19 protein-coding genes, 1 tRNA gene and 1 pseudogene are annotated in these 22,681 nt (G+C 67.2%); 9 read left to right on the top strand and 12 right to left on the bottom strand.

Features of this window, described 5'->3' with window-relative positions; translation table 11 throughout:
* Window positions 1-122: 122 nt before the first annotated feature.
* Complete coding sequence (locus tag AC5QAH_RS16495) at window positions 123-515, top strand: hypothetical protein (RefSeq protein ID WP_235650977.1); 393 nt, start codon at window positions 123-125, stop codon at window positions 513-515.
* A gap of 12 nt (window positions 516-527) precedes the next feature.
* Complete coding sequence (locus tag AC5QAH_RS16490) at window positions 528-2,273, top strand: ATP-binding response regulator (RefSeq protein ID WP_143994912.1); 1,746 nt, start codon at window positions 528-530, stop codon at window positions 2,271-2,273.
* Window positions 2,274-2,341: 68 nt separating this feature from the next.
* Here the strand turns inward: AC5QAH_RS16490 and dkgB are convergent, their stop codons facing one another.
* Window positions 2,342-3,151, bottom strand: coding sequence for a 2,5-didehydrogluconate reductase DkgB (gene dkgB, locus AC5QAH_RS16485; protein ID WP_053443707.1), 810 nt, complete (start codon window positions 3,149-3,151; stop codon window positions 2,342-2,344).
* Window positions 3,152-3,236: 85 nt separating this feature from the next.
* Window positions 3,237-4,465 (bottom strand): annotated as a pseudogene (locus AC5QAH_RS16480) (MFS transporter).
* A 105-nt stretch (window positions 4,466-4,570) separates the two neighbouring features.
* On the opposite strand from AC5QAH_RS16480, the gene AC5QAH_RS16475 reads away from it, so the two are divergent.
* Entirely contained in the window at window positions 4,571-5,473 is a 903-nt protein-coding gene (locus tag AC5QAH_RS16475; RefSeq protein WP_495232460.1) for a LysR substrate-binding domain-containing protein, read from the top strand.
* Between the two features lie 102 nt (window positions 5,474-5,575).
* Here AC5QAH_RS16475 and AC5QAH_RS16470 read toward each other — a convergent pair whose 3' ends face one another.
* Window positions 5,576-7,696, bottom strand: a complete 2,121-nt coding sequence (locus AC5QAH_RS16470) for a methyl-accepting chemotaxis protein (protein ID WP_143994910.1) — start codon at window positions 7,694-7,696, stop codon at window positions 5,576-5,578.
* 183 nt (window positions 7,697-7,879) lie between these two features.
* On the opposite strand from AC5QAH_RS16470, the gene AC5QAH_RS16465 reads away from it, so the two are divergent.
* Window positions 7,880-8,335, top strand: a complete 456-nt coding sequence (locus AC5QAH_RS16465) for an Rrf2 family transcriptional regulator (RefSeq protein ID WP_134958883.1) — start codon at window positions 7,880-7,882, stop codon at window positions 8,333-8,335.
* Window positions 8,325-9,230, top strand: coding sequence for an NAD(P)/FAD-dependent oxidoreductase (locus AC5QAH_RS16460; protein WP_143994909.1), 906 nt, complete (start codon window positions 8,325-8,327; stop codon window positions 9,228-9,230). Before AC5QAH_RS16465 ends, AC5QAH_RS16460 begins: the two co-directional genes overlap by 11 nt.
* A 41-nt stretch (window positions 9,231-9,271) precedes the next feature.
* On the opposite strand, the gene AC5QAH_RS16455 is transcribed toward AC5QAH_RS16460, so the two are convergent.
* The 4 genes from AC5QAH_RS16455 to AC5QAH_RS16440 all read right to left on the bottom strand — a co-directional run bounded on the left by AC5QAH_RS16455 (window position 9,272) and on the right by AC5QAH_RS16440 (window position 13,706).
* Entirely contained in the window at window positions 9,272-10,492 is a 1,221-nt protein-coding gene (locus AC5QAH_RS16455; RefSeq protein WP_197602019.1) for an RtcB family protein, read from the bottom strand.
* A gap of 57 nt (window positions 10,493-10,549) precedes the next feature.
* Window positions 10,550-11,674 (bottom strand): slipin family protein, encoded by a 1,125-nt coding sequence (locus AC5QAH_RS16450; RefSeq protein ID WP_143994907.1) that lies wholly within the window; start codon window positions 11,672-11,674, stop codon window positions 10,550-10,552.
* A gap of 358 nt (window positions 11,675-12,032) precedes the next feature.
* Window positions 12,033-12,105: transfer RNA gene (locus AC5QAH_RS16445), tRNA-Gln, on the bottom strand.
* A gap of 644 nt (window positions 12,106-12,749) precedes the next feature.
* Entirely contained in the window at window positions 12,750-13,706 is a 957-nt protein-coding gene (locus AC5QAH_RS16440) for an aldo/keto reductase (protein ID WP_057504411.1), read from the bottom strand.
* A 169-nt stretch (window positions 13,707-13,875) separates the two neighbouring features.
* Between AC5QAH_RS16440 and AC5QAH_RS16435 the strand changes: the two genes are divergently transcribed.
* The 3 genes from AC5QAH_RS16435 to AC5QAH_RS16425 all read left to right on the top strand — a co-directional run bounded on the left by AC5QAH_RS16435 (window position 13,876) and on the right by AC5QAH_RS16425 (window position 15,776).
* The gene (locus tag AC5QAH_RS16435) at window positions 13,876-14,733 is read left to right on the top strand and encodes a class I SAM-dependent methyltransferase (RefSeq protein ID WP_010482267.1); all 858 of its coding nucleotides are present in this window, start codon (window positions 13,876-13,878) and stop codon (window positions 14,731-14,733) included.
* Window positions 14,734-14,868: 135 nt separating this feature from the next.
* On the top strand, window positions 14,869-15,129 hold the full coding sequence (locus AC5QAH_RS16430) for a hypothetical protein (RefSeq protein WP_241874117.1): 261 nt from the start codon (window positions 14,869-14,871) through the stop codon (window positions 15,127-15,129).
* Window positions 15,130-15,236: 107 nt separating this feature from the next.
* The gene (locus AC5QAH_RS16425; protein WP_143994905.1) at window positions 15,237-15,776 is read left to right on the top strand and encodes a pseudouridine synthase; all 540 of its coding nucleotides are present in this window, start codon (window positions 15,237-15,239) and stop codon (window positions 15,774-15,776) included.
* 60 nt (window positions 15,777-15,836) lie between these two features.
* On the opposite strand, the gene AC5QAH_RS16420 is transcribed toward AC5QAH_RS16425, so the two are convergent.
* Window positions 15,837-16,211, bottom strand: a complete 375-nt coding sequence (locus AC5QAH_RS16420; protein ID WP_019336760.1) for a hypothetical protein — start codon at window positions 16,209-16,211, stop codon at window positions 15,837-15,839.
* A gap of 145 nt (window positions 16,212-16,356) precedes the next feature.
* Window positions 16,357-18,861, bottom strand: coding sequence for an ATP-dependent helicase HrpB (gene hrpB, locus AC5QAH_RS16415; RefSeq protein WP_143994904.1), 2,505 nt, complete (start codon window positions 18,859-18,861; stop codon window positions 16,357-16,359).
* A 67-nt stretch (window positions 18,862-18,928) separates the two neighbouring features.
* Here hrpB and AC5QAH_RS16410 point away from each other — a divergent pair, with 67 nt between their 5' ends.
* On the top strand, window positions 18,929-19,726 hold the full coding sequence (locus tag AC5QAH_RS16410) for a TatD family hydrolase (protein ID WP_143994903.1): 798 nt from the start codon (window positions 18,929-18,931) through the stop codon (window positions 19,724-19,726).
* A 78-nt stretch (window positions 19,727-19,804) separates the two neighbouring features.
* Here AC5QAH_RS16410 and AC5QAH_RS16405 read toward each other — a convergent pair whose 3' ends face one another.
* From AC5QAH_RS16405 to AC5QAH_RS16395, 3 genes are all read right to left on the bottom strand, one after another.
* The gene (locus AC5QAH_RS16405) at window positions 19,805-20,731 is read right to left on the bottom strand and encodes an NAD-dependent epimerase/dehydratase family protein (RefSeq protein ID WP_241874116.1); all 927 of its coding nucleotides are present in this window, start codon (window positions 20,729-20,731) and stop codon (window positions 19,805-19,807) included.
* On the bottom strand, window positions 20,728-21,666 hold the full coding sequence (panE, locus tag AC5QAH_RS16400; protein ID WP_143994901.1) for a 2-dehydropantoate 2-reductase: 939 nt from the start codon (window positions 21,664-21,666) through the stop codon (window positions 20,728-20,730). Before panE ends, AC5QAH_RS16405 begins: the two co-directional genes overlap by 4 nt.
* Before the next feature lie 171 nt (window positions 21,667-21,837).
* Window positions 21,838-22,605 carry a hypothetical protein gene (locus tag AC5QAH_RS16395; RefSeq protein WP_049480096.1) on the bottom strand — a complete coding sequence of 256 codons (768 nt, stop codon included), beginning with the start codon at window positions 22,603-22,605 and terminating at the stop codon, window positions 21,838-21,840.
* Between the last annotated feature and the right edge of the window lie 76 nt (window positions 22,606-22,681).

Below are 22,681 nucleotides of genomic sequence, written 5' to 3'. Positions count from 1 at the left end.
TTCATGAGCGGATGCAGTAGCGAATCGGGAAGATGCGTTGTCGCGAATGGCCCTGCACGAAATCGTATTTGGCCGGGAGCGATATGCACGAACAGGTCGCATGCGACATATGGCGGAGACAGATGCACGCAATCGATCGACGTGGCATGGCGGGAACGCAGGCGGCAGGCGCCGATCGCCCTGAGCTTGGCGAGCATTCAATGCTGAAGGTGATTGCCGCGGTGTCACCATGCGAGCTGCCGTCCTTTGTTGCTGCGTTGGACGAAGCGATAGCACGGTGGAGGGCGGAGTCTGCGAGTACGCCCAGCAGCGATCTGGATGCAGAACTGGCGCGCCTGCACGCGCTCAAGAGCATCACGTCGGCGCTGGGCAGCAGGATGATCGCCAGCGCGTGCGACGACCTGGGTGAGTGCCTTCGATCGGGCGCGGCGACAGACCACGTACGCCGCCGCTCCCAAGCCGTGGCGGTAGCGGCGCAGCGCCTTCTGCAACGTTCCATCGTTTCTCACAGGTGAAGGAGTCCGGCCATGCCCCATGCACCTTCTGGTCTGCTCGATGCTGGCCCCGACGCACTGCTTCAGGCGGCCCGCTCACTGGAAATGAAACGACTTGCGCTGTTGCTGTCCTCGCTGCAGGAGCCGCGTGCCAGCCTGTCCAGAGTGGTATTGCAGGTACTGACCGTGCTGTGGTGCTGGCTCTGGATGGATGGACCACAACCCGTGCTGGCCAACGAGGCGGCGAAGGTGCTGCCTGCGTCGATTGCGCTGCTTGTTGCGTCCGTGGCATGGGCCGCATGGGTGAACCTCCATAAGGATCGCGGTGTGGCATGGCGCGACGCGGTGGGCCTGCTCCTCAGCCTGGTGATGGTGACGGTGCAGGTCGATGCAGCCTTCATTCTTCTGATGACGCTCAATGCGACGCTGCCTTTCCTGGTGATCGCGGCGACGGCTGCCTACGGGCGGAGGGCGATCGCGCCAGCCATCGCTGCAACGGCGTTGGGGCTGCTGTGGGCCGCGCCGGAGGGCTATTGGATCTCGCGACCTGCCTACCTGGCCTATGCCCTGGCGCTGACGATCCTGCTGCCGGCCGTGGTTGCCTCCATGGTTGCGGCCATGCGCGATATTGCGCTCCGTGCCGTCGCGTCGCGCGAGGCCCAGGGGCGGTTCATCGGAACGATGAGCCATGAGCTGAGGACGCCGTTGAACGCCATCATCAATGGCATCCAGTTGCTGGACATGGATGCCGCGACGTCGGCGCAGCGCAGTTCGTTTGCGATGGTGGCCCGGCAGGCAAGAGCGCTGCGGCATCGCATTGATGATGTCCTCGATGTGGCCAGCATCGAGGGTGGAACGCTGCGGCTTCGTCCTCAACCCTGTTCACTGGCGTCCGCTCTCGATGCGATGCAGGAAAGCTGCGCGCCGGCTGCTGCGGAGAAAGGTGTACTGCTGACGGTGGAGGACTGCGATCCCGCAGTGTGGATGCTGGTTGACGCAGGCCGGGTCGAACAGGTGATCAGCAATCTTGTCTGCAACGGGATCAAGTTCAGCCCGGTGGGGGGCGAGACCCGCGTGTCCATTGACGCCTCCCGCATCGGTGAGCAATGGCAGGTGCGGGTGACCGTTTCCGACTCCGGGTGCGGTATCGACGAGAGCGACCAGGAGGCGATCTTCTCCCCCTTCGTCCAGGTGAGCGAGGGTGATGCCCGTTGCGAGCAGGGGGTTGGGCTTGGGCTCTACATCGTGCGACTGATTTCCGATGCCATGGGCGCGACGATCGAGGTGGGCCGCAGCACGTGGGGTGGCGCCTCGTTCCAGTGGTGCTTCACCGCTCCTGCCGTGATCGGCGAGGCAGCATCACCTTCGCTTGAGGCGGTGTTCAAGGCACATGCGGCGTCGGTACGATCCCTGCATTGCCTGCTGTTCGAGGATGTGGAAACCAACCGGCAGGTGGTCGAGCGGCTGATGGAATGTGCAGGTCATCGACTGAGTTGCCGGCACGACGGGCGCGATGCGCAGGCTGCGGTGGCGTCGCTTGCGCCGGACGTGGTGCTGCTGGACCTTCATATGCCGGGTTGCAGCGGTTGGGACGTACTTGAAGCGGTCGGCTCCAGAACGGACGGTCCGCCCATCCTGGTGATGAGCGCGGACACGCGTCTGCAGGTCATCGAGAGGGCGCGTTCAATGGGCGCCGCCGGCTTCCTGTGCAAACCGTTGGATGTGCACGAGGTGCTGCGGATGCTGCACGAGGTGGCGCCTCGGGGATCCAGTCTGTAGAGCCGAGCCATGCTCGGCTCCAGGGAGACGGCAGCCGAGCGTGGGCTCGGCTCTACAACAACAGGGCCTCAATCCCAGGCCGGCGCAATGCCTTCCGGGTTGGCCAGGCGGTGCCCACGATCCAGCTTGGCGATCTGCGCCATGTCTTCGTCGGTGAGGCGGATTGCTGCCGCTTCCAGGTTGCCCGACAGGTTCTCGCGCTTGGTCGAAGACGGAATGACCGAGTAACCCTGCTGCAGTGCCCAGGCCAGTGCGATCTGCGCGGGCGTGGCCTGGTGACGGCCGGCAATGGCCTGGATCACCGGGTCCTTGATCACCTCGCCATAGGCCAGGCTCATGTAGGCGGTGATGTGGATGCCGTTGTCCTGCAGGAACTTCACCAGCAGGCGGTTCTGCAGGTACGGATGGATCTCGATCTGGTTGGTGGCGATCGCATCGGCGCCGAGGATCTCGATCGCCTTGCGGGTCTGTGCGATGGTGAAGTTGGAGATGCCGATCTCCTTCGTCAGGCCCTGTGCCTTGGCCTCGGCCAGTGCGGTCAGGTACTCCTCCATCGGCACGTCGACCTTGTCGTTCGGCGAGGGCCAATGGATCAGCGCCAGATCGACGCGGTCGGTGCGCAGCTTTTCCAGGCTGGTACGCAGGCTGGCCAGCAGCGCATCATGCTTGAACTCGGAGATCCACACCTTGGTGGTGAGGTACAGGTCATCACGCGGCACGCCGGACTCGGCGATGGCCTGGCCGACTTCGGCTTCGTTGCCATAGATCTGCGCGGTATCAACGGCGCGGTAGCCGACGTCCAGTGCATTGCGCACCGAGTCGATCACGGTCTGGTCCTTCAGGCGGAAGGTACCAAGGCCAAAAGCGGGAACGGTCATGGGAAGCTCCAAGGGGGAGGGAGTCGCAAAGGAAAGAGGGTAGGACAGGTGCCGTATGCATGCCGGCAACGCTGCATTGCATGAATCAATGCGCGGCCATGGCGATGCCATCGGCGCGATCATCGATGCCATCACGACGGTCCAGGCGGCCGCTGAGCACGGTCAGCGCATACGCGCCCACCACCACCAGCGCGCCCAGCCACGGCGTGTGCATCAGGCCGATGTTCTCCACCACCAGGCCGCCGAGCGAGGCGCCCAGCGCGATGCCGATGTTGAAGGCGGCGATGTTCAGCCCCGAGGCCACGTCAGTGGCCTGCGGCGCATAGCGCTGCGCCTGCTTCACCACGTATGCTTCACCACGTACACCTGCAGGCCCGGTACGTTGCCGAATGCCACCGCGCCCAGCGCCAGCACCGTCAGCAGCATCAGCCAGATGTTGTAGGCGGTGAAGGTGAGCACGAACAGTACGACCGCCAGCAGGGCGAAGATGCGCTTCAGCGCGGGCACCGGGCCCATGCGGTCGGCCATGCGGCCGCCCCACAGGTTGCCGATCGCCACCGACACGCCGTACACCAGCAGCACCAGGCTGACCGCGTTGGCCGAGAAACCGGTGACGTCCTGCAGGATCGGCGCCAGGTAGGTGAAGGCCAGGAAGGTGCCGCCATAACCCAGCGTGGTCATCGCATAGACGAGCAGCAGGCGCGGCTGGGCCAGCACCGCCATCTGCTGGCGGAAGCTGGACGGGGCGCTCTGCGGTACGCTGCGCGGCACGAACAGCAGCGCGCCCAGCAGTGCGATCACGCCGAGCCCGGCCACCGCCAGGAAGGTGGCGCGCCAGCCCAGGTGCTGGCCGATGAAGGTGCCCAGCGGCACGCCGGTCACCAGTGCCACGGTCAGGCCGGTGAACATGATGGCGATGGCACTGGCGGCCTTCTCCTTCGGCACCACCGCGGTGGCGATGATCGAACCGATCGAGAAGAACACGCCGTGGGCCAGGCCGGTGAGGATGCGCGCGGCGATCAGCGACGTGTAGCCCGGCGCCAGGAAGGCGATGACGTTGCCAAGCGTGAACAGCACCATCAGCGCCACCAGCAGGGTCTTGCGCGGCACGCGGCCGGTCAGCGCGGTCAGCACCGGCGCACCGATGGCCACCCCGAGGGCATACAGCGAGACCAGCAGGCCTGCGGAGGGCAGGCTGACCTGCAGATCGGCGGCAATGGTGGGAATCAGGCCGACGATGACGAACTCGGTGGTGCCGATGGCGAAGGCACCGAGGGTCAACGCCAGCAGGGCGAGGGGAATGCCACGGATCATGGCCGGCTCCGGAGGGAAGGAAGGCGCGCAGTGTGCGCGGTGCACCTTTGCCGAAAAACCAGTCTTCACGCCAATCACTATTGCCGCTCAGTCAATAATGGCGGGATGAAGACCACTCTCGATGAAATGCAGGCCTTCCTCGCGGTGATCGACAGCGGGTCGATCAGTGCCGCTGCCGAGCAGCTGGGGCAGACGCCCTCGGGCGTGAGCCGTGCGCTGGGGCGGCTGGAGGACAAGCTGGGGATCACCCTGCTGACCCGCACCACCCGCCGCCTGCACCTGACTGCCGAGGGCGAGGCGTTCCTGCGCCATGCCCGGGCGATCATCGATGCGGTGGAATCGGCCGAGGAACAGATGGCGGCACGCCGCGAGCGCCCGGCAGGGCGCCTGCGCGTGGATGCGGCGATGCCGTTCGTGCTGCACGTGATCGCGCCGCTGGTGAGCGGCTATCGTGCGCGCTACCCGGAAGTGCAGCTGGAGTTGAACAGCTCCGACCGCTACATCGACCTGCTGGAGCGGCGCACCGATCTGGCGATCCGGATCGGGCCACTGGCCGACTCCACGTTGCATGCGCGGCCGCTGGGGCGGTGCCAGCTGCGGCTGGTGGCCAGCCCGGCCTACCTGGCTGCACACGGCGAACCGGCCAGCGTCGCCGCGCTGGGCCAGCACACGCTGCTCAGCTTCAACGAGCCGGAGTCACTCAACCGCTGGCCGTTGCCGGGCGATTCCGATGGCCTGCTGCGGGTGCATCCGGATATCGCGGTGTCCAGTGGCGAGACACTGCGCCGCCTGGCGGTGGAAGGTGTCGGCATCACCTGCCTGTCCGACTTCGTCACCGATCGCGACCGCGCTGCTGGCACGCTGGTGCCGGTGCTGGCGGCGCAGACGCTGGATGTGTACCAGCCGATCCACGCGGTGTATTACCGCAACACGGCGGTGTCGGCGCGGATCAGCTCGTTCCTGGATTACATGGGTGAAGCGATGGCGCAGAGCGGTTACCTGCGCTGATCGGATTCGGGTGGGTGCGGACCGTTGGTCCGCACTGCACCTGCCATCGCCCGACCAACGGTCGGGCGCTACCCATCTGACGCTGGCCGGCAACCGGACCAATCAGGCCGCGCGCGCCAACCCGCCCTTCGCATCCGCCGTGGTCGACAGATCGAACACATCCACCGCCTCGATCAACCGGTTCGCCTGTTGTTCCAGGCTGCGTGCCGCTGCGCTGGCTTCCTCCACCAGCGCAGCGTTCTGCTGGGTGGTGCCGTCCATCTGGATCACGGTCTGGCTGACCTGCTCGATGCCCGCGCTCTGTTCCTGCGAGGCGGCGGAAATCTCGGCCATGATGTCGGTCACGCGCTGCACCGAGGCCACGATCTCGGCCATGGTGTCACCGGCCTCACGCACGCGCTGTGCACCGTGCCCCACCTGTTCCACCGAGGCTTCGATCAGCGACTTGATCTCCTTCGCCGCCGCCGCCGAACGCTGCGCCAGCGTGCGGACCTCGCTGGCAACCACCGCGAAGCCACGGCCCTGCTCGCCGGCACGCGCGGCTTCCACCGCAGCGTTCAATGCCAGGATGTTGGTCTGGAAGGCGATGCCATCGATCACGCTGATGATCTCGGCGATCTGCCGTGACGAGGTTTCGATCGCGCCCATCGTCGTCACCACCTGGCCGACCACGCTGCCACCCTGCGAGGCGACCGCGTGCGCGCCGATCGCGAGCTGGTTGGCCTGGCGCGCATGTTCGGCGTTCTGGCGCACGGTGGAGGTCAGCTCCTCCATCGATGCCGCCGTCTCCTCCAGGTTGGCGGCCTGCTGCTCGGTGCGGCGCGACAGGTCATTGTTGCCGGCGGCGATCTCCGCGGCGGCGGTGTGGATGTTGCCGGAGGCGTGCTTGATGTCGGTGACGATGGTCGCCAGCTGCGCGGCGGTGGTGTTGGCGTCACCGGCGATGCGCGCGAATACACCCTGGAAATCACCGTGCATGCGCGCGCCGAGGCGGCCATCGGCAATCGCACGCAACATGCTGGAGACCTCGCCCAGGTTCAGTTCAGTGGTCTGCATCAGGCGGTTCAAACCGTCGACCATCGCGCGGAAATCATGCTCGAAACGTGCGCTGTCGCCGCGCTGGCTGAAGTCACCGGCGGCCGCCGCTTCGGCCAGGCGGCGGATCTCGCCGTTGATCACACCGAGATTGGCCTTGGCCGTATCCAATGCGTTGGTGATCACGGCCTTCTCGCCGGGCAGGCGTTCCATGTCCTGGCTGAGGTCGCCGACGGCATAGCGGCCCATGATCGCGATCGCGCGCAGCTTCACCTGGATGTGCGCATCGACCAGCGCGTTGCTGTCGGCCACCATCGTGCCGAACGCGCCGGGGAAGGCACTGGCATCCATGCGGTGGCTGATGCTGCCGGCGTCATGCGCCTGCGCCATCGTTGCCTGTGCGTCCAGTACGCCGCGCAGCGTGGACTGCACGGCCTGCATGGCCTGCGCGAGGCGGCCAATTTCGTCGCGGCTGCGCACCTGCACCACGTGTTGCAGGTCGCCGGCAGCCACTGCACGTGCAGCGGCTTCCACCGCCAGTACCGGCTGCACCACCGCGCGCCGCAGCCACCAGGCCAGGCCCATCAACAGCAGCACGGCAGCCAGCACGGTCAGCGCTGCACACAGCAGCAGGGTCTGGCGTGCCTGCTGAGAACGCGCGGCCACCGCTGCTTCGGCCACCTGGGTGGCGTGCGCGCTCAACGCATCCAGCGCGCTCGCCACGGGGCGATCCTTGCCGCGCACGAGGTTGTCGCCGGCGGCGGGGTCGTAGCCGGCCTCTGCAAATGCCTGCAGGGCAGCGTGATAGTCCTTCTGCAGCTGCGCATGCAGGCCGATGAAGGCCTGTGCCAGATCACGCGTGCGCGCGTCCGGGCTGGCCAGCAGGCCCTTGGCCAGCTGCTCGACCAGGCTGCCCTCGCTGTCGAAGGCATCCAGATGGCGCTGGCGCAGCGCATCGTCGCGGCCGCGCAGCAATACGTTCTTCCATTCCTGCACCTGGCCGCGGAACTCGCGTTGCAGGCGTTCTGCATCGCGGCTGTGCGCGACTTCGGGTGGAACCTCGGTGGACAGCTTCAACCAGGCGGAGGCCAGGCCCGCCAGTGCGCAGAGCAGGACCACGGCCAGACCAACGGAAACCGCGCCGAGCAGCTTGGACTGCAGGCGCGGAGCACGGACAGACGCTTTCATGGAAGGGACTCTCGGGAAGGGGCAATGCGGTATCGACCCGTGCCCTGCGCGCCTGAAGTGCGACAACGATCACATTCGCGTTCTGTTTAGAGATGTGAAGGAGATGTTTCACAGGACAAATGTGTCCATATGGAACGAATACGGACTCTCGACAGGTGGTTTAAATGTAACTATTGTTGTTACATGAAATCAGCAAACCCGCTTTCCGACGCCCTGCACGTGATGGCGCATCTGGTGGGCCACGCTGCCCCGCGTACGTCCGAGCAGCTGGCGTCGTGCCTGCCGACGCATCCGGTGGTGATCCGTCGCCTGCTGGCACAGCTGCACAAGGCCGGCCTGGTGCGCAGCACCCGCGGCCACGGCGGCGGCAGCCTGCTGGCACGCGATGCCGCAACGATCACCCTGCATGACATCTATCTGGCCGTGGGCGCACCACCGCTGGTGCAGGTCGGCGCCCGCGATTCCGGCGGCGGCTGCCCGATCCAGCAGCTGGTCAACAGCGCCCTGCTCGAAGGGGCGCGCGAAGCACAGCGCCTTCTCGAACAGCGGCTGCAGGCCACCACGCTGGACCAGCTCGGCGCCGACTTCGCCCGCCATCTCGCCCATCACCGTTCCCTGGAAGGTCATCATGAATCCTGATGTGCTCATCGTTGGCGGCAGCTATGCCGGCATTGCCGCCGGCCTGATCCTCGCCCGCGCCCGCCGCCCGGTCACGGTCATCGACGCCGGATTGCCGCGCAACCGCTTCGCCAGCCATTCGCATGGCGTGCTGGGGCTGGATGGCACCAGTGGCGCCGAGCTGCTGAAGACCGCGCGACAGCAGCTGCTGGACTACCCCACAGTGCGTTGGGTGCATGCCGAAGCCGTGCAGGCCACCGCCCGCGCCGAAGGCGTGGAAGTGCGTACCGCCGATGGCCAGGTCCTGGCCGCGCGCAAGCTGCTGCTGGCCAGCGGTATTGCCGACCAGTTGCCGGCGTTGCCGGGCCTGGCCGAGCGCTGGGGCAGCACCGTGCTGCATTGCCCGTACTGCCATGGCTATGAAGTGGGTGGTGGCGCAATCGGTCTGCTTGGTGGGCACCCGATGTCCGCCAGCAAGGCGCCGCTGTTCGCCGATTGGGGAAATGTCACCTTCTTCAGCCAGGGCCTGCCGATCACCGAGGAGGAGCGGGCCGCCATGCAGCAGCGCGGCGTGCAGATCGAGACCGCGCCGGTGGTGGGCGTGCAGGGCGACCAGCCGACCTGGCTGGAAGTGGAGTTGGCTGATGGCCGCCGCATCGCGCAACGCGCGCTGTTCGTGCCGGCCACGCAGACGATGGCGACGCCGCTGGTGCAGCAGCTGGGCTGCACCCTGGTGGAAAGCCCGCTGGGCGTGCTGATCGAGGTCGATGCGATGAAGCAGACCTCGCTGCCGAACGTGTACGCCGCCGGCGATGCAACCACAGTTGGCAACATCACCCTGGCTGCTGCCGAGGGCGTGCGTGCGGGCATCGGCGTGCACCACGCGCTGGTGACTGAAGACAGCGTGGCGCGCTGAACGTGTTCCGGTGGGTGCCGGCCTAGGCCGGCACCGCTCGGTTACCCCTTCACGCACAGCACCTGGCGCAGGGTGTGCACCACCTCGACCAGGTCCAGCTGCGCGGCCATCACATCGTCGATCGACTTGTACGCGGCCGGTGACTCATCCAGCACGCCGCTGTCCTTGCGGCATTCCACGTGCGCGGTGGCGTCGCGGTGCTGGGCCAGCGTGATCTGCTGGCGCGCGGCGCCACGGCTCATCACCCGGCCGGCACCGTGGCTGCAGCTGTGGAAGCTGTCCGCGTTGCCCTTGCCACGCACGATGTAGCTGCGCGTGCCCATGCTGCCGGGAATGATGCCCAGCTCACCCTCGCGGGCACTGACGGCGCCCTTGCGTGTCACCAGCAGCTCCTGGCCGTGATGCGTTTCCTTCTGCACGTAGTTGTGGTGGCAGTTCACCGCCATCGCCGCCAGCTGGAACTTCGGCAAGCGGTGGCGCATCTCGGCCAGCACGCGCGACATCATCGCCTCGCGGTTCTGCCGCGCGTAGTCCTGCGCCCACGACACCGCTTCAACGTAGTCATCGAACAGCGGCTCGCCTTCCATGAAGAACGCCAGGTCCTTGTCCGGCAGGTGGAAGCCGAGCACGCGCCGTGCCAGCTCCTCGCGCGCCTTCTCGATGAAGTAGGTGCCGATCAGGTTGCCGGTGCCGCGCGAGCCGCTGTGCAGCATCACCCACACCGTATCCGTCTCGTCCAGGCACAGTTCGATGAAGTGGTTGCCGCCGCCCAGCGTACCCAGCTGGCGGTCCAGCTTATCGGTGCGGATCCTGCGGTGCTTGTCCTTGATCTTCTCCAGGCCGTCGGCCAGCCCGGACTGCACCAACCGGGTGTGGATGCTGTCGGGCATGCGGCGATGCTCGCCGCCGCGCCCGTTGCCGACCGGGATGCTGCGCTCGATGCTGTTGCGCAGTTGCCGCAGGTCATCGGGCAGGTCGTTGGCGCGCAGCGTGGTACGCACCGCCGCCATGCCGCAGCCGATGTCGACGCCGACCGCGGCCGGAATGATCGCGCCACGGGTCGGAATCACTGAGCCCACGGTCGCGCCCTTGCCCAGGTGCACGTCCGGCATCACCGCCACCCACGGCCCGACGAACGGGATCGCGGCGATGTTGCGCAGCTGCTCGTGGGCCTGTGCCTCCAGCGGCACACCGTTGATCCAGCCCTTGATCGGCGTGGTGCCATCGGCGTGCAGCCATTGATAGTTCTGTTGCGTGTCCATTGTCTTATTGAATGTCCTTGATGGGCCGGCGGCGCGTCCCTGCGCCGCCGCGACCCCCTACCTGATCGTCACCAGCTGCTTCAGCACGCCATCCAGGCCGCCGAACACGGTGAGCTTGTCGATCTTCTCGGTGACCTTCTCCAGCGCCTCCAGCTCCTTCAAGCGCATCAGCACCGGGTTGTCCTCGATCAGCTTTGCGGTGTTGAGCTGCGAACGCGTGGCGTTGGCCTCCTCGCGGCGGCGGATCACGCTGGCCTGGGCCTGCTTCTCGGCAAGCACCACGCCGTTGAGGATCTCCTTCATCTCGCCCGGCAGGATCACGTCCTTGATGCCGACGCCGAGCAGGCGTACACCGTGGCCCTCGATCGCGCCCTGCACGTGGGCGGCAATCTCGCCGTCCAGCGCGGACTTGTCGCCCAGCAGCTCGTCCAGGCTGCGTGCGGCGATCGCCTGGCGCAGGCCGAACTGCAGCTGCCGATAGATGAACTCATCGGCATTGCTCAGCGTGCGGTGTGCACGCACCGGGTCGACCACCTGCACGGTCGCGGCCAGGTTCACCCGCAGGGTGACCTTGTCGCGGCTGAGCAGCTCCTGGCCGGACACGTCCAGTGAACGTGCACGCAGCTCCACGCGCTCCACCGACACGTTGCCGTTGAAGTTCCAGAACGCGTGCAGGCCGGCGTCCAGCGTCTGCCGCAGCGTGCCATCGATGAACAGCAGGCCCACCGACTCGCTCGGCACGGTGCTGATCACCGCCACACGCGGCAGCACGCCCAGCTGGCCCAGGCGCTGCTGCACGTCCACCGGAATGCGCGGCTCGTCACCCAGCGCCATCACGCGCACCTGGGTGTCGACCGAACCGCGCCAGTACAGGCGACGGCTGCCCGGCGGCAGCACTTCATCGATGCGGCCATTGCGCAGCAACAGGCCGACCTCGCTGGCGCCAACATTGGCCAGCACGAAGTGGATGTCCAGCTGTGCGCCCAGCGCTTCGATCAGGCTGTCCTGGTCGCTGCCGGTATAGGCCGCGCCCTTCGATGCGGTGTGGATGTCCACGTGTGGGCGGCCGCCGAACGGCGACAGGCGGTGCACGCCCGGCAGCAGGATCTGCTGGAAACGACGGTTGCGATACACCAGGCCGCGCTCGCCGTCGCCGATCACGACCTTGATGGTCCAGAACATGGGAGTCTCTCCTTGTATGGCTCTGGTGGTTCGACCCGTTGCGTATGAATCGCCATGACCCGGGTCGATCAGGTCCGTGGCGCGGCCGCCTGCACACCACGTGCAGGCGGCGGAAGAGGGCGGCCATCGGCGGACGGTCCGCGCGCGGAGCCTTCGGTGCACCGGCAGTGCTGCCATCGTCGTTCCCGGCAGGCAGCACCGGTGCGGAACGTGGCTGGCAGTGGCGGCGGGCCGGAGCCCGGCGTGCGCTCCGTTGCCTTCCACGTTCCTGCCCGAAGGCGATGTCCGTGGATGGCGACGATGGCCGCTGGGGCTTGCGCCCCGGGTGTTGCTTCAAGTCATGACGTGACAGGTCATGTGGTTTGGAGTGGGAATCGAACCCACGACAGACGGAATCAGGATCCGTTGCTCTACCCTACTGAGCTATCCAGTGGTGAACCGCGCGGAATCGAACCGCGTACCGGCGAACCGGCGCCTGCCTCCAGCAGGCGATCCAGGCGATGGCATGTCCGCGACCTCCGGCATACGCCACGGCAACGCCGCGCGCACCAGCCCGTGGTGGAAACGGGACCGTTGGAGAATCGAAGGTGCAGGCCACCGACATTATCGGCGAGCGATAATGTTTGGGTGCGATGCAGATAATGTCCAGGCGTTGCCATGCACGCGGAGAAAATCCTCCGGTGCGGCGAAGAAACCTGGGTCAGTGAGCGGCGGGTTGCCGCGCGGGGTGCAGTTCTGGCATCGCGGGTCCTTGTGCCGACGCAAACGAAAACGCCCCCGGGACTTGCGTTCCGAGGGCGTCGTCAGGCCTCGGAGATCGGGGTGGCCGATCTCCGCAGGGCGGGTATCAGGCCGTTGTCAGCTGGTCTTCCTTGCCGAACGCGCGCGCCAGCACGTCCATGCGCAGGCATGGCAGTAGTTTGGCGGTGGCGACGGAGTGCGCGTTCAAGGGAGTTTTCCAGTGGTCGTTGAAACGAGGTGCGCACGATAAACCACGATTTAGTCGCGCGCAACCATTTTATTCAATTATTTTCTTCGCTGTTGTGCAATGCCGGCCAGCGGCCGGCACTACAACTCAGGCTTCCGCGCTGGCGGCATCCAGCTGCGCGACGTCCTGCACGCTCAACGACAGGTTGGCCGCTGCCAGCAGATCGTGCAGCTGTTCGACGGTGGTGGCGCTGACGATCGGCGCAGTGATCGACGGCCGCGCGATCTGCCACGCCAGCGCGATCTGTGCGGCGCTGGCGCCGTGCTTGCTGGCCACGTCATCCAGCGCCTGCAGGATGCGCAGGCCGCGCGGGTTCAGATAGCGCTTCACTACGTTCTCGCCACGCGCCGGGCTCTTGGCTGCATCGGCCGGCGTGCGGTACTTGCCGCTGAGGAAGCCACTGGCCAGCGCGTAGTAGCCGATCACGCCGATCTGCTCGCGCTGCACCAGCGGTTCCAGTTCCTTTTCGTAGCCGGCGCGGTCATACAGGTTGTACTCCGGCTGCAGGGTTTCGTAACGCGGCAGCTTGTAGTCGGTGGACACCTTCAGCGCATCGGCCAGGCGCGTGGCGCTGTAGTTGGAGGCACCGATCGCACGTACCTTGCCGGCTTCGATCAGGCGGCCGAACGCAGCCAGGGTCGCTTCCAGCGGCGTCGACTCGTCATCCTCGTGGGCCTGGTACAGATCGATCACGTCGGTCTGCAGGCGGCGCAGCGAATCCTCGACCGCCGCAGTAATGTTGTCCGGGGTCAGGCCGGGGCGTTCGGCCCACTTGGCCACCTTGGTCGCCAGCACCACCTTGTCGCGCTTGCCGCTGCGCGCGAACCACTTGCCGATCAGTGTTTCCGATTCGCCGCCGGCGTTGCCCGGCACCCAGGCCGAGTACACATCGGCGGTGTCGACCAGATTGAAACCGGCGTCGACGAAGGCATCGAGCAGGGCGAAGCTGGCCTTCTCATCGGCGCTCCAGCCGAACACGTTGCCACCGAAGGCGAGCGGACGTACATGCAGGCCGGAACGGCCCAGTTCGCGGGTTGCCGTCATGGGCACGGACTCCTTGGGGGAAGTGCTCCAGAATAGAACGCGATGTGTGACCGTGCTGCGGCGACGACCACAAAACAGTGTTCCGCGGCGCGCACGCAGCTAACGTTTTGTGAACACCTGGGACGCTGTGACTGCTAGTCTCGCCGCATCTTCCGTTGGAGTCGTCCCGATGATGCCTGCTTCGTCCCTGCGTGGTTGCCGACTGCTGCTTGCTTCGGCCCTGCTTGCTGCTGTTCCCGCGTTCGCCGCACCGGCCACGGTCGCGCCGGCGAAGATCGAGGTCTCGCCGGCCATCGACGCGGCGGTGAAGGCGCCCACCCGCGATGCCAACAACGTCAAGCGCGATGGCTTCCGTCATCCGGCGCAGACGCTGTCGTTCTTCAGGGTGGCTCCGGAAAAGACCGTCATCGAGATCACCCCCGGCAACGGCTGGTACTCGGAGATCCTGGCGCCGCTGCTGCATGACAAGGGTCATTACGTCGCCGCCGTGGTCGACCCGATGGCCGTACCCGAAGGCCGCGGCCGTGATTACCAGCAGCGCAGCCGCGACAGCCTGGAAAAGAAGTACGCCGGCGCACCGGCGCAGTTCGGCAAGACTGCCGTGGTCGCCTACGATCCGGCCAAGCCGGTGTTCGGCCCGGCCAATTCAGCCGACGTGGTGCTGACCTTCCGCAACGTGCACAACTGGCGCAAGGCCGGCCAGGCGCAGGGCATGTTCCAGGGCTTCTTCAACGTGCTCAAGCCGGGCGGCGTGCTGGGCGTGGTCGAGCATCGCGCCAAGGCCGATGTGGCCGACGACGATGACACCGGCTATGTCGGCCAGCAGCAGGTGATCGCGATGGCCGAGGCGGCTGGTTTCAAGCTGGATGCGCGCAGCGAGGTCAACGCCAACCCGCGGGACACCAAGGACCACCCGAACGGCGTGTGGACGCTGCCGCCGACCAACCAGCACGACAAGGCCGACGACGCGAAGTACCAGGCGATCGGCGAGAGCGATCGCATGACCCTGCGCTTCATCAAGCCGTAAGAGGGGTGCCGGGCTGGCGCATGCTGACTCTGTAGAGCCGAGCCCATGCTCGGCTCATCGCGCGTAGCGCGGCGCATGGCTGGTCCCAAGGCCGGCCATGCGCCGGAATTCGATCGTATGCAAGGACATGGATAGTTGAAGAAGATTTTTTACATCGCAGTTGCCGTGCTGGTGCTGGCGCGGCTGATTGATTTCGTGTTCTACGGTGGCCATGCCCACGACCTGGTGGCGACGGTGGGGTTTGCCGTGCTGTTCGCCGGTGCGCTGCTGGAGGAACGTGCGCGTGCCATGAATCCGCCACCGGTCCGCCTGCGGCGCCGGGCCAATGTCATCGCGGCGTGCGGCATCGCACTGGTGTTGGGTTCGTTCCTGCTGGAGTGGAAGGTCTTCGGCTGATCCCGCCGCAGCCTCGGCCGGCGTGATGCCCGGCAGCACCGGGGCCGCGCTCGGCCGAGGTTGCGCGGCATGGGACAATGCTGCACCTGCCGCCCGTCGTGCCCGCAATGCTGATTGCCTTCAACAAGCCCTTCAACGTGCTCTGCCAGTTCACCGACCGCAGCGTGCCGCCGCGGCCGACCCTGGCCGGGTTTGGCCTGCCGCCGCGCGTGTATGCCGCCGGCCGCCTGGACCATGACAGCGAGGGCCTGCTGCTGCTGACCGACAACGGTGCGCTGGCGCACAAGCTGACCGACCCGAAGCACAAGGCCGACAAGACGTACTGGGTGCAGGTGGAAGGCACCCCCAGCGACGAGCAGCTGCAGCGGCTGCGCGACGGCGTTGAGCTGAACGACGGGCCGACCCTGCAGGCGAAGATCGAGCGCCTCGATCCGGCGCCGTCGCTGTGGACACGGGATCCGCCGGTACGTTTCCGCAAGACCGTGCCTGACAGCTGGTTGGCGATCACGATCCGCGAGGGCCGCAACCGCCAGGTGCGGCGGATGACCGCGGCGGTGAACCTGCCGACGCTGCGGCTGGTCCGCGTGTCGATGGGACCCTACCGGCTGGACGACCTGCAGCCGGGCCAGTGGCGGCAGATCGGTTGAAATGAAAAGGCCGGAGCCCTTCCTGCGGAAGGACCCCGGCCCTGGCAGCGGCCGACGATCTCAGGCGTCGCTGCCGATATCGCTGTGCTCATCCACCACGGTGTCATTGCGGCGGTCACGTGCATTGATGCGCTGAGCCTGCCCATTCACCACGTGGCCATTGGCGGCCTTCTTCTTCTGCTGCTTGCGGTACAGCGCATAGCCGAGCAGGCCCACACCGACCGCAGCTGCGGCCACGGCCACTGCCGGATTGCGGCGCACGAACTTGGTCGCGGCCTTGCCGCCGGTCTTCACTGCGCCGATGGCGGCGCCGGTCTTGATCCAATCCGCATTGCGCAGGCTGCCACCGGCGCTCTTCAGGCCATCGCCGGCGGTGTGGGCCAGCTCCAGGGCGCGCTCCAGAGCGCGGTCGGTGATTACGGTCAGCTTGCTCATGCGGGGGGTCCTTTGCCTCGGGTCGAAGTCCAGTGTCGCGTGTTGCCCGTAAACGGTATGTCAGTCGAGGCCGCACGTGGCGTGACTTTACCGCAGCCATTCAGGATCAGGCAGGGTCCGCAACCGGTGGTGCCGGCAGGGCCGGTCAGGTCCCGCGTGGCTTGGCCCGGTGCGTGGCCGTGGCCGTCCACGGGTCATCCGGCCACGGATGGCGCGGGTAGCGGCCCTTCATCTCCTTTTTCACTTCGGCGTAGGTGTTTTCCCAGAAGTTGCGCAGGTCCTGGGTGACCTGCAGCGGCCGGCCACCGGGCGACAGCAGGTGCAGGGTCAGCGGCACGCGCCCATCGGCGATGCGCGGCGTATCAGCCAGGCCGAACAGTTCCTGCAGCTTCACCGCCAGCACCGGCGGCAACGGCTCGCCACTTTCGCTGTCCAACGCGTAGGTGATCGGCCGTTCCAAGCCTGAAGGTACGGTGATGCGGGTCGGCGCATGGCGCTCGACCAGCTGCCGCTGCGACCACTCCAGCGGCGACTTCAGCGCCTCGCCGAAGCTGGACTCGTCCAGCGCATCCAGACGGCTCTTGCCGGCGAACGCGGGCTGCAGCCACTGCGTACGGTTGGCCAGCAGGGCCGCGTCGCTGCAGTCGGGCAGATCCAACTCCGGCATCCAGCGCCGCAGTGATTCCACCCGTGCCTGCCACTGGCGCAGACCTTCGGTCCATGGCAGCGCCTGCAGGCCGAGCTCGGCCACCGCGTCAGTCAGCGCCTGCGCGGCGTGCTGCGGATCGACCCGGCCGGCCGAGCGGCTGTCCAGCACGATGCGGTCGAAACGGGTCTCGCGCAGGGCCACCAGGGCGCGGCGCTCGCTGTCCCAGCGGACCACATCTTCGGTGACGAAGCGCTCCGGCCACGCCTTGCGCAGCTGGCCTTCGTCCACCGGTGCGGCACGCAGCAGCAGCGCATCGCGTGCCTCGAAGCGAAGCTCGCTGGCCACCAGCCACGGTTCGCCACGCAGGTCGCTCAGTTCGTGCAGGCGCGCGCTGCGACCATTGGCCAGCAGGTAGCGCAATGGATCGCTGGGATGCTGGAAACCGATCCGGTCGGGGAAGGCATGTGCGAGCAGGTCACCCAGTTCGTGGGCCTCGATGCTGGCGGGCGGCGCGGCATCACAGCGCAGGCGACGTCGCCACTGCTTGGCGGCCGCATCGATGGCGGCCAGACCGCTGCGGTTGGCGTCACCCGGTGCGCGGCCATTGCGGAACGCGGCCAGTGCGCGCCAGCGTGCCGCCAGCGCGTCACCGCCCTGGCGCAATGGGTCGCGCGCCTCCAGCAGGGCGGCCAGATCAGCGGCCAGCGCCTGCGCACGTGCATCGGGCGCCGCCAGCAGCATCGCCGCCATCCGCGGATGCGTGCCCAACGCCAGCACGCGCCGGCCAAGTGCGGTGATCGCACCGCTGCTGGACAGGGCGCCGAGCCGTTGCAGCAGTTCGCGTGCCGCGCCCATCGGACCGGCCGGCGGCGGGTCGAGGAAGCGCAGGTCGCTGCTGCCCCAGGCCGCCAGTTCCAGTGCCAGTCCTGCCAGTTCCACCTGGTCGATCTCGGCGCGACGCTGTGGCTCCAACCGCTGCGACTGCGGCCACAGCCGCCAGGCCACGCCTTCGGCCACGCGACCGGCGCGGCCGGCGCGCTGGTCGGCCGACGCCTGGGCGATGGCCACCACGTCCAGCCGGGTGAAGCCGCTGTTGGGGTCGTAGCGCGGCTCGCGTGCCTGGCCGCTGTCGATCACCACGCGCACGCCGGGCAGGGTCACCGAGGACTCGGCCACGTTGGTGGCCAGCACCACGCGGCGGCGACCATCGCTGGCGGCCTGCAGCACGCGCGCCTGTTGTTCCACCGGCAGTTCACCGTGCAGCGCCAGCACTTCGACGCCGGCATCCAGTGATTCCTGCAGGCCAGTCTGCACCCGCGCGATCTCGCGCTGGCCGGGCAGGAACACCAGCAGGTCACCGGGGTGTTCGGCCAGGGCCTGCTGCACCGCGCGGCGCACCTGCAGCTCCAGCGCCTCATCGCGGCGCGCCGGGAAATGGCTGACCGTCACCGGGTAGCTGCGGCCCTCGCTGCTCAGCCGCGGCGCATCGAGGAAGCGTGCCAGGCGCTCGCCATCCAGCGTGGCCGACATCACCACCAGGCGCAGGTCATCGCGCAGCTGTGCCTGCACGTCGAGCGCCAGTGCCAGGCCGAGATCACCGCTGAGATGGCGCTCGTGGAATTCGTCGAACAGGATCGCACCGACCTCTTCCAGCATCGGGTCGTCCTGCAGCATGCGGGTCAGGATGCCTTCGGTGACGACTTCAATGCGGGTGCGCGCCGAGACCTTGTTCTCGAAGCGGATGCGGTAGCCGATCGTGCCACCGACCTCCTCGCCCAGCTGCCGCGCCATGAACAGTGCAGCGCTGCGTGCGGCCACCCGGCGTGGTTCCAGCAGGATGATCTTCCGCCCCTGCAACCACGGTGCATCGAGCAGCGCCAGCGGCACCTGGGTGGTCTTGCCGGCGCCGGGCGGGGCTTCCAGCACCAGCCGTGGCTGCGCGGCCAGGTGCTGCTGGATCTGCGGCAGCAGCGGGGAAATCGGGAAGAGCGGGGCGTTCATGTGCAAAGGATAAGGGGCCACGGCGGGCGCAGGTACAATGCGCGGGCACTTTTCCCCCACGATGACCATGCACCTGATCGATATCGGCGCCAACCTGACCCACGATTCCTTCGACCGTGACCGCGATGCCGTGCTGGATCGCGCGCGCCAGGCCGGCGTGGTGCAGATGGTCATCACCGGCGCCAGCCGCGAGCACTCGCCGTTGGCGATGCAGCTGGCCCAGCAGCATCCGGGCTTCCTGTACGCAACGGCCGGCGTGCACCCGCATCACGCGGTGGAATACACCGAGGAATGCGATGCCGAGATGCGCGCGCTGCATGCCCACCCGGAAGTAGTGGCGGTGGGGGAGTGTGGGTTGGACTACTTCCGTGATTTCTCGCCGCGCCCGGCCCAGCACCGCGCCTTCGAGCGCCAGCTGCAGCTGGCGGCAGACAACGGCAAGCCCCTGTTCCTGCACCAGCGCGACGCGCACGCCGATTTCATGGCGCAGATGAAGAACTTCGAAGGGCGCATCGGCCCGGCGGTGGTGCATTGCTTCACCGGCGAACGCGATGAGCTGTTCGACTACCTCGACCAGGACTGGTACATCGGCATCACCGGCTGGCTGTGTGACGAGCGCCGTGGCGCGCACCTGCGCGAACTGGTGAAGAACATCCCGGCCAACCGCCTGATGATCGAGACCGATGCACCGTACCTGCTGCCGCGCACGCTGAAGCCGATGCCGAAGGATCGCCGCAACGAGCCGATGTTCCTCTCGCACATCGTGGAAGAGCTGGCGCGCGACCGTGGCGAGGACGTGGCGGTGACGGCGGCCAATGCCACGGCGGCCACGCGCACGTTCTTCCGGCTGCCCGACGCGGGTTGATACGTAGAGCCGAGCCCATGCTCGGCTTATCGCGCGCAGCGCGAAAGACGCAAAGAGCAGCCGAGCATGGGCTCGGCTCTACAAAGCGCTGTCCGGTAGCGCCGGGCCATGCCCGGCGAGCGAAGCGGCCAGCGCCTGCAGTCCTTCCCGATACGTCGGAAACCGTGGTGCCCACCCCAGCGCCGCACGCGTGCCACGGCTGTCGATGCGCTTGTTGCTCTGGTAGAAGCGCTGCAGCGTCGGGCTCAGCGCTGGATCGTCCCAGGCCACGGCCGGCGGCATCGCAAACCCGCCCAGCTGCGCGGCGAGGGCCAGCACATCCTGTGGAGGTGCCGGCTCGTCGTCGCTGGGCAGGTACAGGCCTTGGTGGGTCGGTCGCTGCATCGCCGCGATGATCACTGCCGCAAGATCCTCTACGTGCAGGCGATTGAACACCAGGCCCGGCCGAATCACATGGCGGGCACGGCCTTCGGCCAACTGCAGCAGGGCATTGCGGCCTGGACCATACAGCCCCGGCAGGCGGAACACCGCCGAGGCGATACCACGTTCTTCTGCAAGTGCACGCCATTGCACTTCGGCACGCAGGCGCTGCACGCCGGCTGCTTCAGTGGTATCGGCTGCGCTGCGCTCGTCAACCCAACCGCCGGCCCGGTCGGCATACACCGACGTGGACGACAGATAGCCCACCCAGCGCAGTGCCGGGCTGGCCTGCAGTGCCGGCAGCAGCAGGCGCAGCGTCGGGTCGCCCTCGGCATCTGGCGGCACGCTGCACAGCACGGCCTCCGCCTGTGCAATCTCATCGAGCAGGGCTGACGACGGTGGCGCGTCGGCGCGCAGCTGATGCCGCAGCCGGCCATCGTCCGGTGCCGACGAGGGGTCGCGCACCGTCCCCGCAACCTGCACGCCCCGCGCCTGCAGCTGCGCAGCCAGCACGCACCCACTCCAGCCCATGCCAAGGATCAGCACCCGCGTAGGCAGCGCACTGGCCTGCAACGGGAGGCTCACGCGCCGCGCAGTGCCTGGTAGGCCTGCAGGCTGCTGTAGGCCACCTGCAGCAGCAGGCCTTCCTGGTCGGCTTTACGTGCACGCGCCAGCATGTCGCCGACGATCTGTTCGGCTTCCACTTGCTGACCGGCTTCCAGATCGCGCAGCATCGACGCCTTCAGCGCAGATCCGGCCTGGGTCAAAGTGCCGCGTGCGGTGTCCTGCGCGGCATCGGGAATCGGCTCACCGGCGGCTTCGGCCACCGCCAGGCATTCGTCGTACAGGCCGCGCACGATCGCCTCGCCATCGTGGGTAGCGACGATGGTGCCGATGTCCGCGCGCAGCAGGCAGGTGGCCGCGGCCAGCGCGGTCAGGAAGGTGTACTTGATCCATTGCTCCTGGCCGATGCGCTCGCTGGCCAGGTGGTCGAGGTTGGCCTGTGCGCAGGCGGCAGCCAAGGCGCGCACGCGCGCGGAGATCGCGCCGCCATCGCGCTCGCCGAAGGTGAGCTTGGCCGGCTTGCCCAGGTGCAGCACGGCGCCGTCGGCGGCCTTGGTGGCGCTGATGAAGCACAGGCCGCCCAGCACCGCCTCGCGGCCGAAGCGCAGGTCCAGCGCGTTGTAGTGGTGCAGGCCGTTGAGGATCGGCAGCACGGTGGTGTTCGCGCCCACGGCCGGAGCAATGGCGTCGATCGAGCTGTCCAGGTCGTAGGCCTTGCAGCTGAGGATGACCAGATCGAACGGCTTCCGCGCGGCCAATGCGGGCAGCGCATCGGCGGTGACGTGCTGCACCGGGAAGCGGGCATCGCCGAGTGGGCTGCGGATGACCAGGCCATCGCGGTCCAGCTGTGCGGCGCGCGCGGGGCGTACGAGGAAGGTCACGTCCACGCCGGCCTGGGCCAGGCGACCACCGAAGTAACCGCCGGTACCGCCGGCGCCAAGGATCAGGATGCGCATTGCAGGTTCACCGTGCTCTGGGGGAATCATGAGTCCGATTGTGCCGGAGATTGCGGCCAACGGCGGTGCCCCTCGTGGTGGAAGAAGTACGCGCCTCTGCCAACGTCGCATCCGACGGTCCGAAGGATACCGGTCAGGACGGCCCGCATGACCCACGCTCGGCGGCTCTGCTCAGGACAGCTGTTGGCTGAAGTCTTCGGTGTATCCCAATAGAAGCGTGGTTCGGGTGGCCAGCGTTGCAGCCAGTTGTGACCAGGTGTCGTGCGTTCCGGCAGCGTAGACACGCTGCAGGTCAGCGACCAACGCGTTTGCCTCTGCTGGCGGTGGCGCGCGGTTACGCTGGAAGCCAAGCCACGATGCGCCGAGTCCGAACAGGCGGTAGTCGTACCGCTCCTGCAGGTGCCGTATCAGGGCGTGGTTCTGGAAGATGTCCCAGTCCGCGCTGAAGTAGCCGTTGGGCAGGGCGGCGATCAGCAGGTCATCGCGGTCCACCGGCACCTGCTGTACGCAGACCGCTTCGTCGACGATGAGGTCGGGTGCGGCATTGGCCGTGACCAGCGTCTCGATGTCTGCGTCATTGCACAGCAAGGTACCCGGCAGGGTGGTCCATTCCAGCCGATGGAAGGAGTGCTCCAGCTGCGCGATGACATGCGCCAGCAACCGCTCGCGTGCCGCCAACGCATCTTCGGGGGTCGCCGGGTCTTCGTCCTCGTACAGTGCGATGCGCGCGTCGTCGGACGCGTGCATGCTGGTGTAACGGCACTGACCGACATCGTCGAGCGTGCACAGATAGCGATGGCGGGGATTGGCCACGTGCAGCGACGCCAGGCAATCCAGTACCTCATCCAGGGTGGGCGAATCGCCCAGCACCACATGGCTGAAGGCATCGATGGGGCCGTCCGACACGGCCTTGTCCAACGGAATGGAAGTGATCTTCATCGCCACAGCCTAGCCGCAATCCCAGACGAAAAGCGCCGAGCATCGGCTTGGAACGCTTCATCCACGCATGGCGTGG

Source organism: Stenotrophomonas sp. YJH_SMC_43, assembly GCF_059372535.1.
Note: the sequence above shows the minus strand (reverse complement) of the source record. Positions and strands in the feature narration are given on the sequence as shown.

Excerpts from the sequence above, each read along its gene's own strand:
- AC5QAH_RS16495 (WP_235650977.1), top strand. The coding sequence starts at position 123 with ATGCACGCAATCGATCGACGTGGCATGGCGGGAACGCAGGCGGCAGGC.
- AC5QAH_RS16490 (WP_143994912.1), top strand. The coding sequence starts at position 528 with ATGCCCCATGCACCTTCTGGTCTGCTCGATGCTGGCCCCGACGCACTG.
- dkgB (WP_053443707.1), bottom strand. The coding sequence starts at position 3,151 with ATGACCGTTCCCGCTTTTGGCCTTGGTACCTTCCGCCTGAAGGACCAG.
- AC5QAH_RS16475 (WP_495232460.1), top strand. The coding sequence starts at position 4,571 with ATGAAGACCACTCTCGATGAAATGCAGGCCTTCCTCGCGGTGATCGAC.
- AC5QAH_RS16470 (WP_143994910.1), bottom strand. The coding sequence starts at position 7,696 with ATGAAAGCGTCTGTCCGTGCTCCGCGCCTGCAGTCCAAGCTGCTCGGC.
- AC5QAH_RS16465 (WP_134958883.1), top strand. The coding sequence starts at position 7,880 with ATGAAATCAGCAAACCCGCTTTCCGACGCCCTGCACGTGATGGCGCAT.
- AC5QAH_RS16460 (WP_143994909.1), top strand. The coding sequence starts at position 8,325 with ATGAATCCTGATGTGCTCATCGTTGGCGGCAGCTATGCCGGCATTGCC.
- AC5QAH_RS16455 (WP_197602019.1), bottom strand. The coding sequence starts at position 10,492 with ATGGACACGCAACAGAACTATCAATGGCTGCACGCCGATGGCACCACG.
- AC5QAH_RS16450 (WP_143994907.1), bottom strand. The coding sequence starts at position 11,674 with ATGTTCTGGACCATCAAGGTCGTGATCGGCGACGGCGAGCGCGGCCTG.
- AC5QAH_RS16440 (WP_057504411.1), bottom strand. The coding sequence starts at position 13,706 with ATGACGGCAACCCGCGAACTGGGCCGTTCCGGCCTGCATGTACGTCCG.
- AC5QAH_RS16435 (WP_010482267.1), top strand. The coding sequence starts at position 13,876 with ATGATGCCTGCTTCGTCCCTGCGTGGTTGCCGACTGCTGCTTGCTTCG.
- AC5QAH_RS16425 (WP_143994905.1), top strand. The coding sequence starts at position 15,237 with ATGCTGATTGCCTTCAACAAGCCCTTCAACGTGCTCTGCCAGTTCACC.
- AC5QAH_RS16420 (WP_019336760.1), bottom strand. The coding sequence starts at position 16,211 with ATGAGCAAGCTGACCGTAATCACCGACCGCGCTCTGGAGCGCGCCCTG.
- hrpB (WP_143994904.1), bottom strand. The coding sequence starts at position 18,861 with ATGAACGCCCCGCTCTTCCCGATTTCCCCGCTGCTGCCGCAGATCCAG.
- AC5QAH_RS16410 (WP_143994903.1), top strand. The coding sequence starts at position 18,929 with ATGCACCTGATCGATATCGGCGCCAACCTGACCCACGATTCCTTCGAC.
- panE (WP_143994901.1), bottom strand. The coding sequence starts at position 21,666 with ATGCGCATCCTGATCCTTGGCGCCGGCGGTACCGGCGGTTACTTCGGT.
- AC5QAH_RS16395 (WP_049480096.1), bottom strand. The coding sequence starts at position 22,605 with ATGAAGATCACTTCCATTCCGTTGGACAAGGCCGTGTCGGACGGCCCC.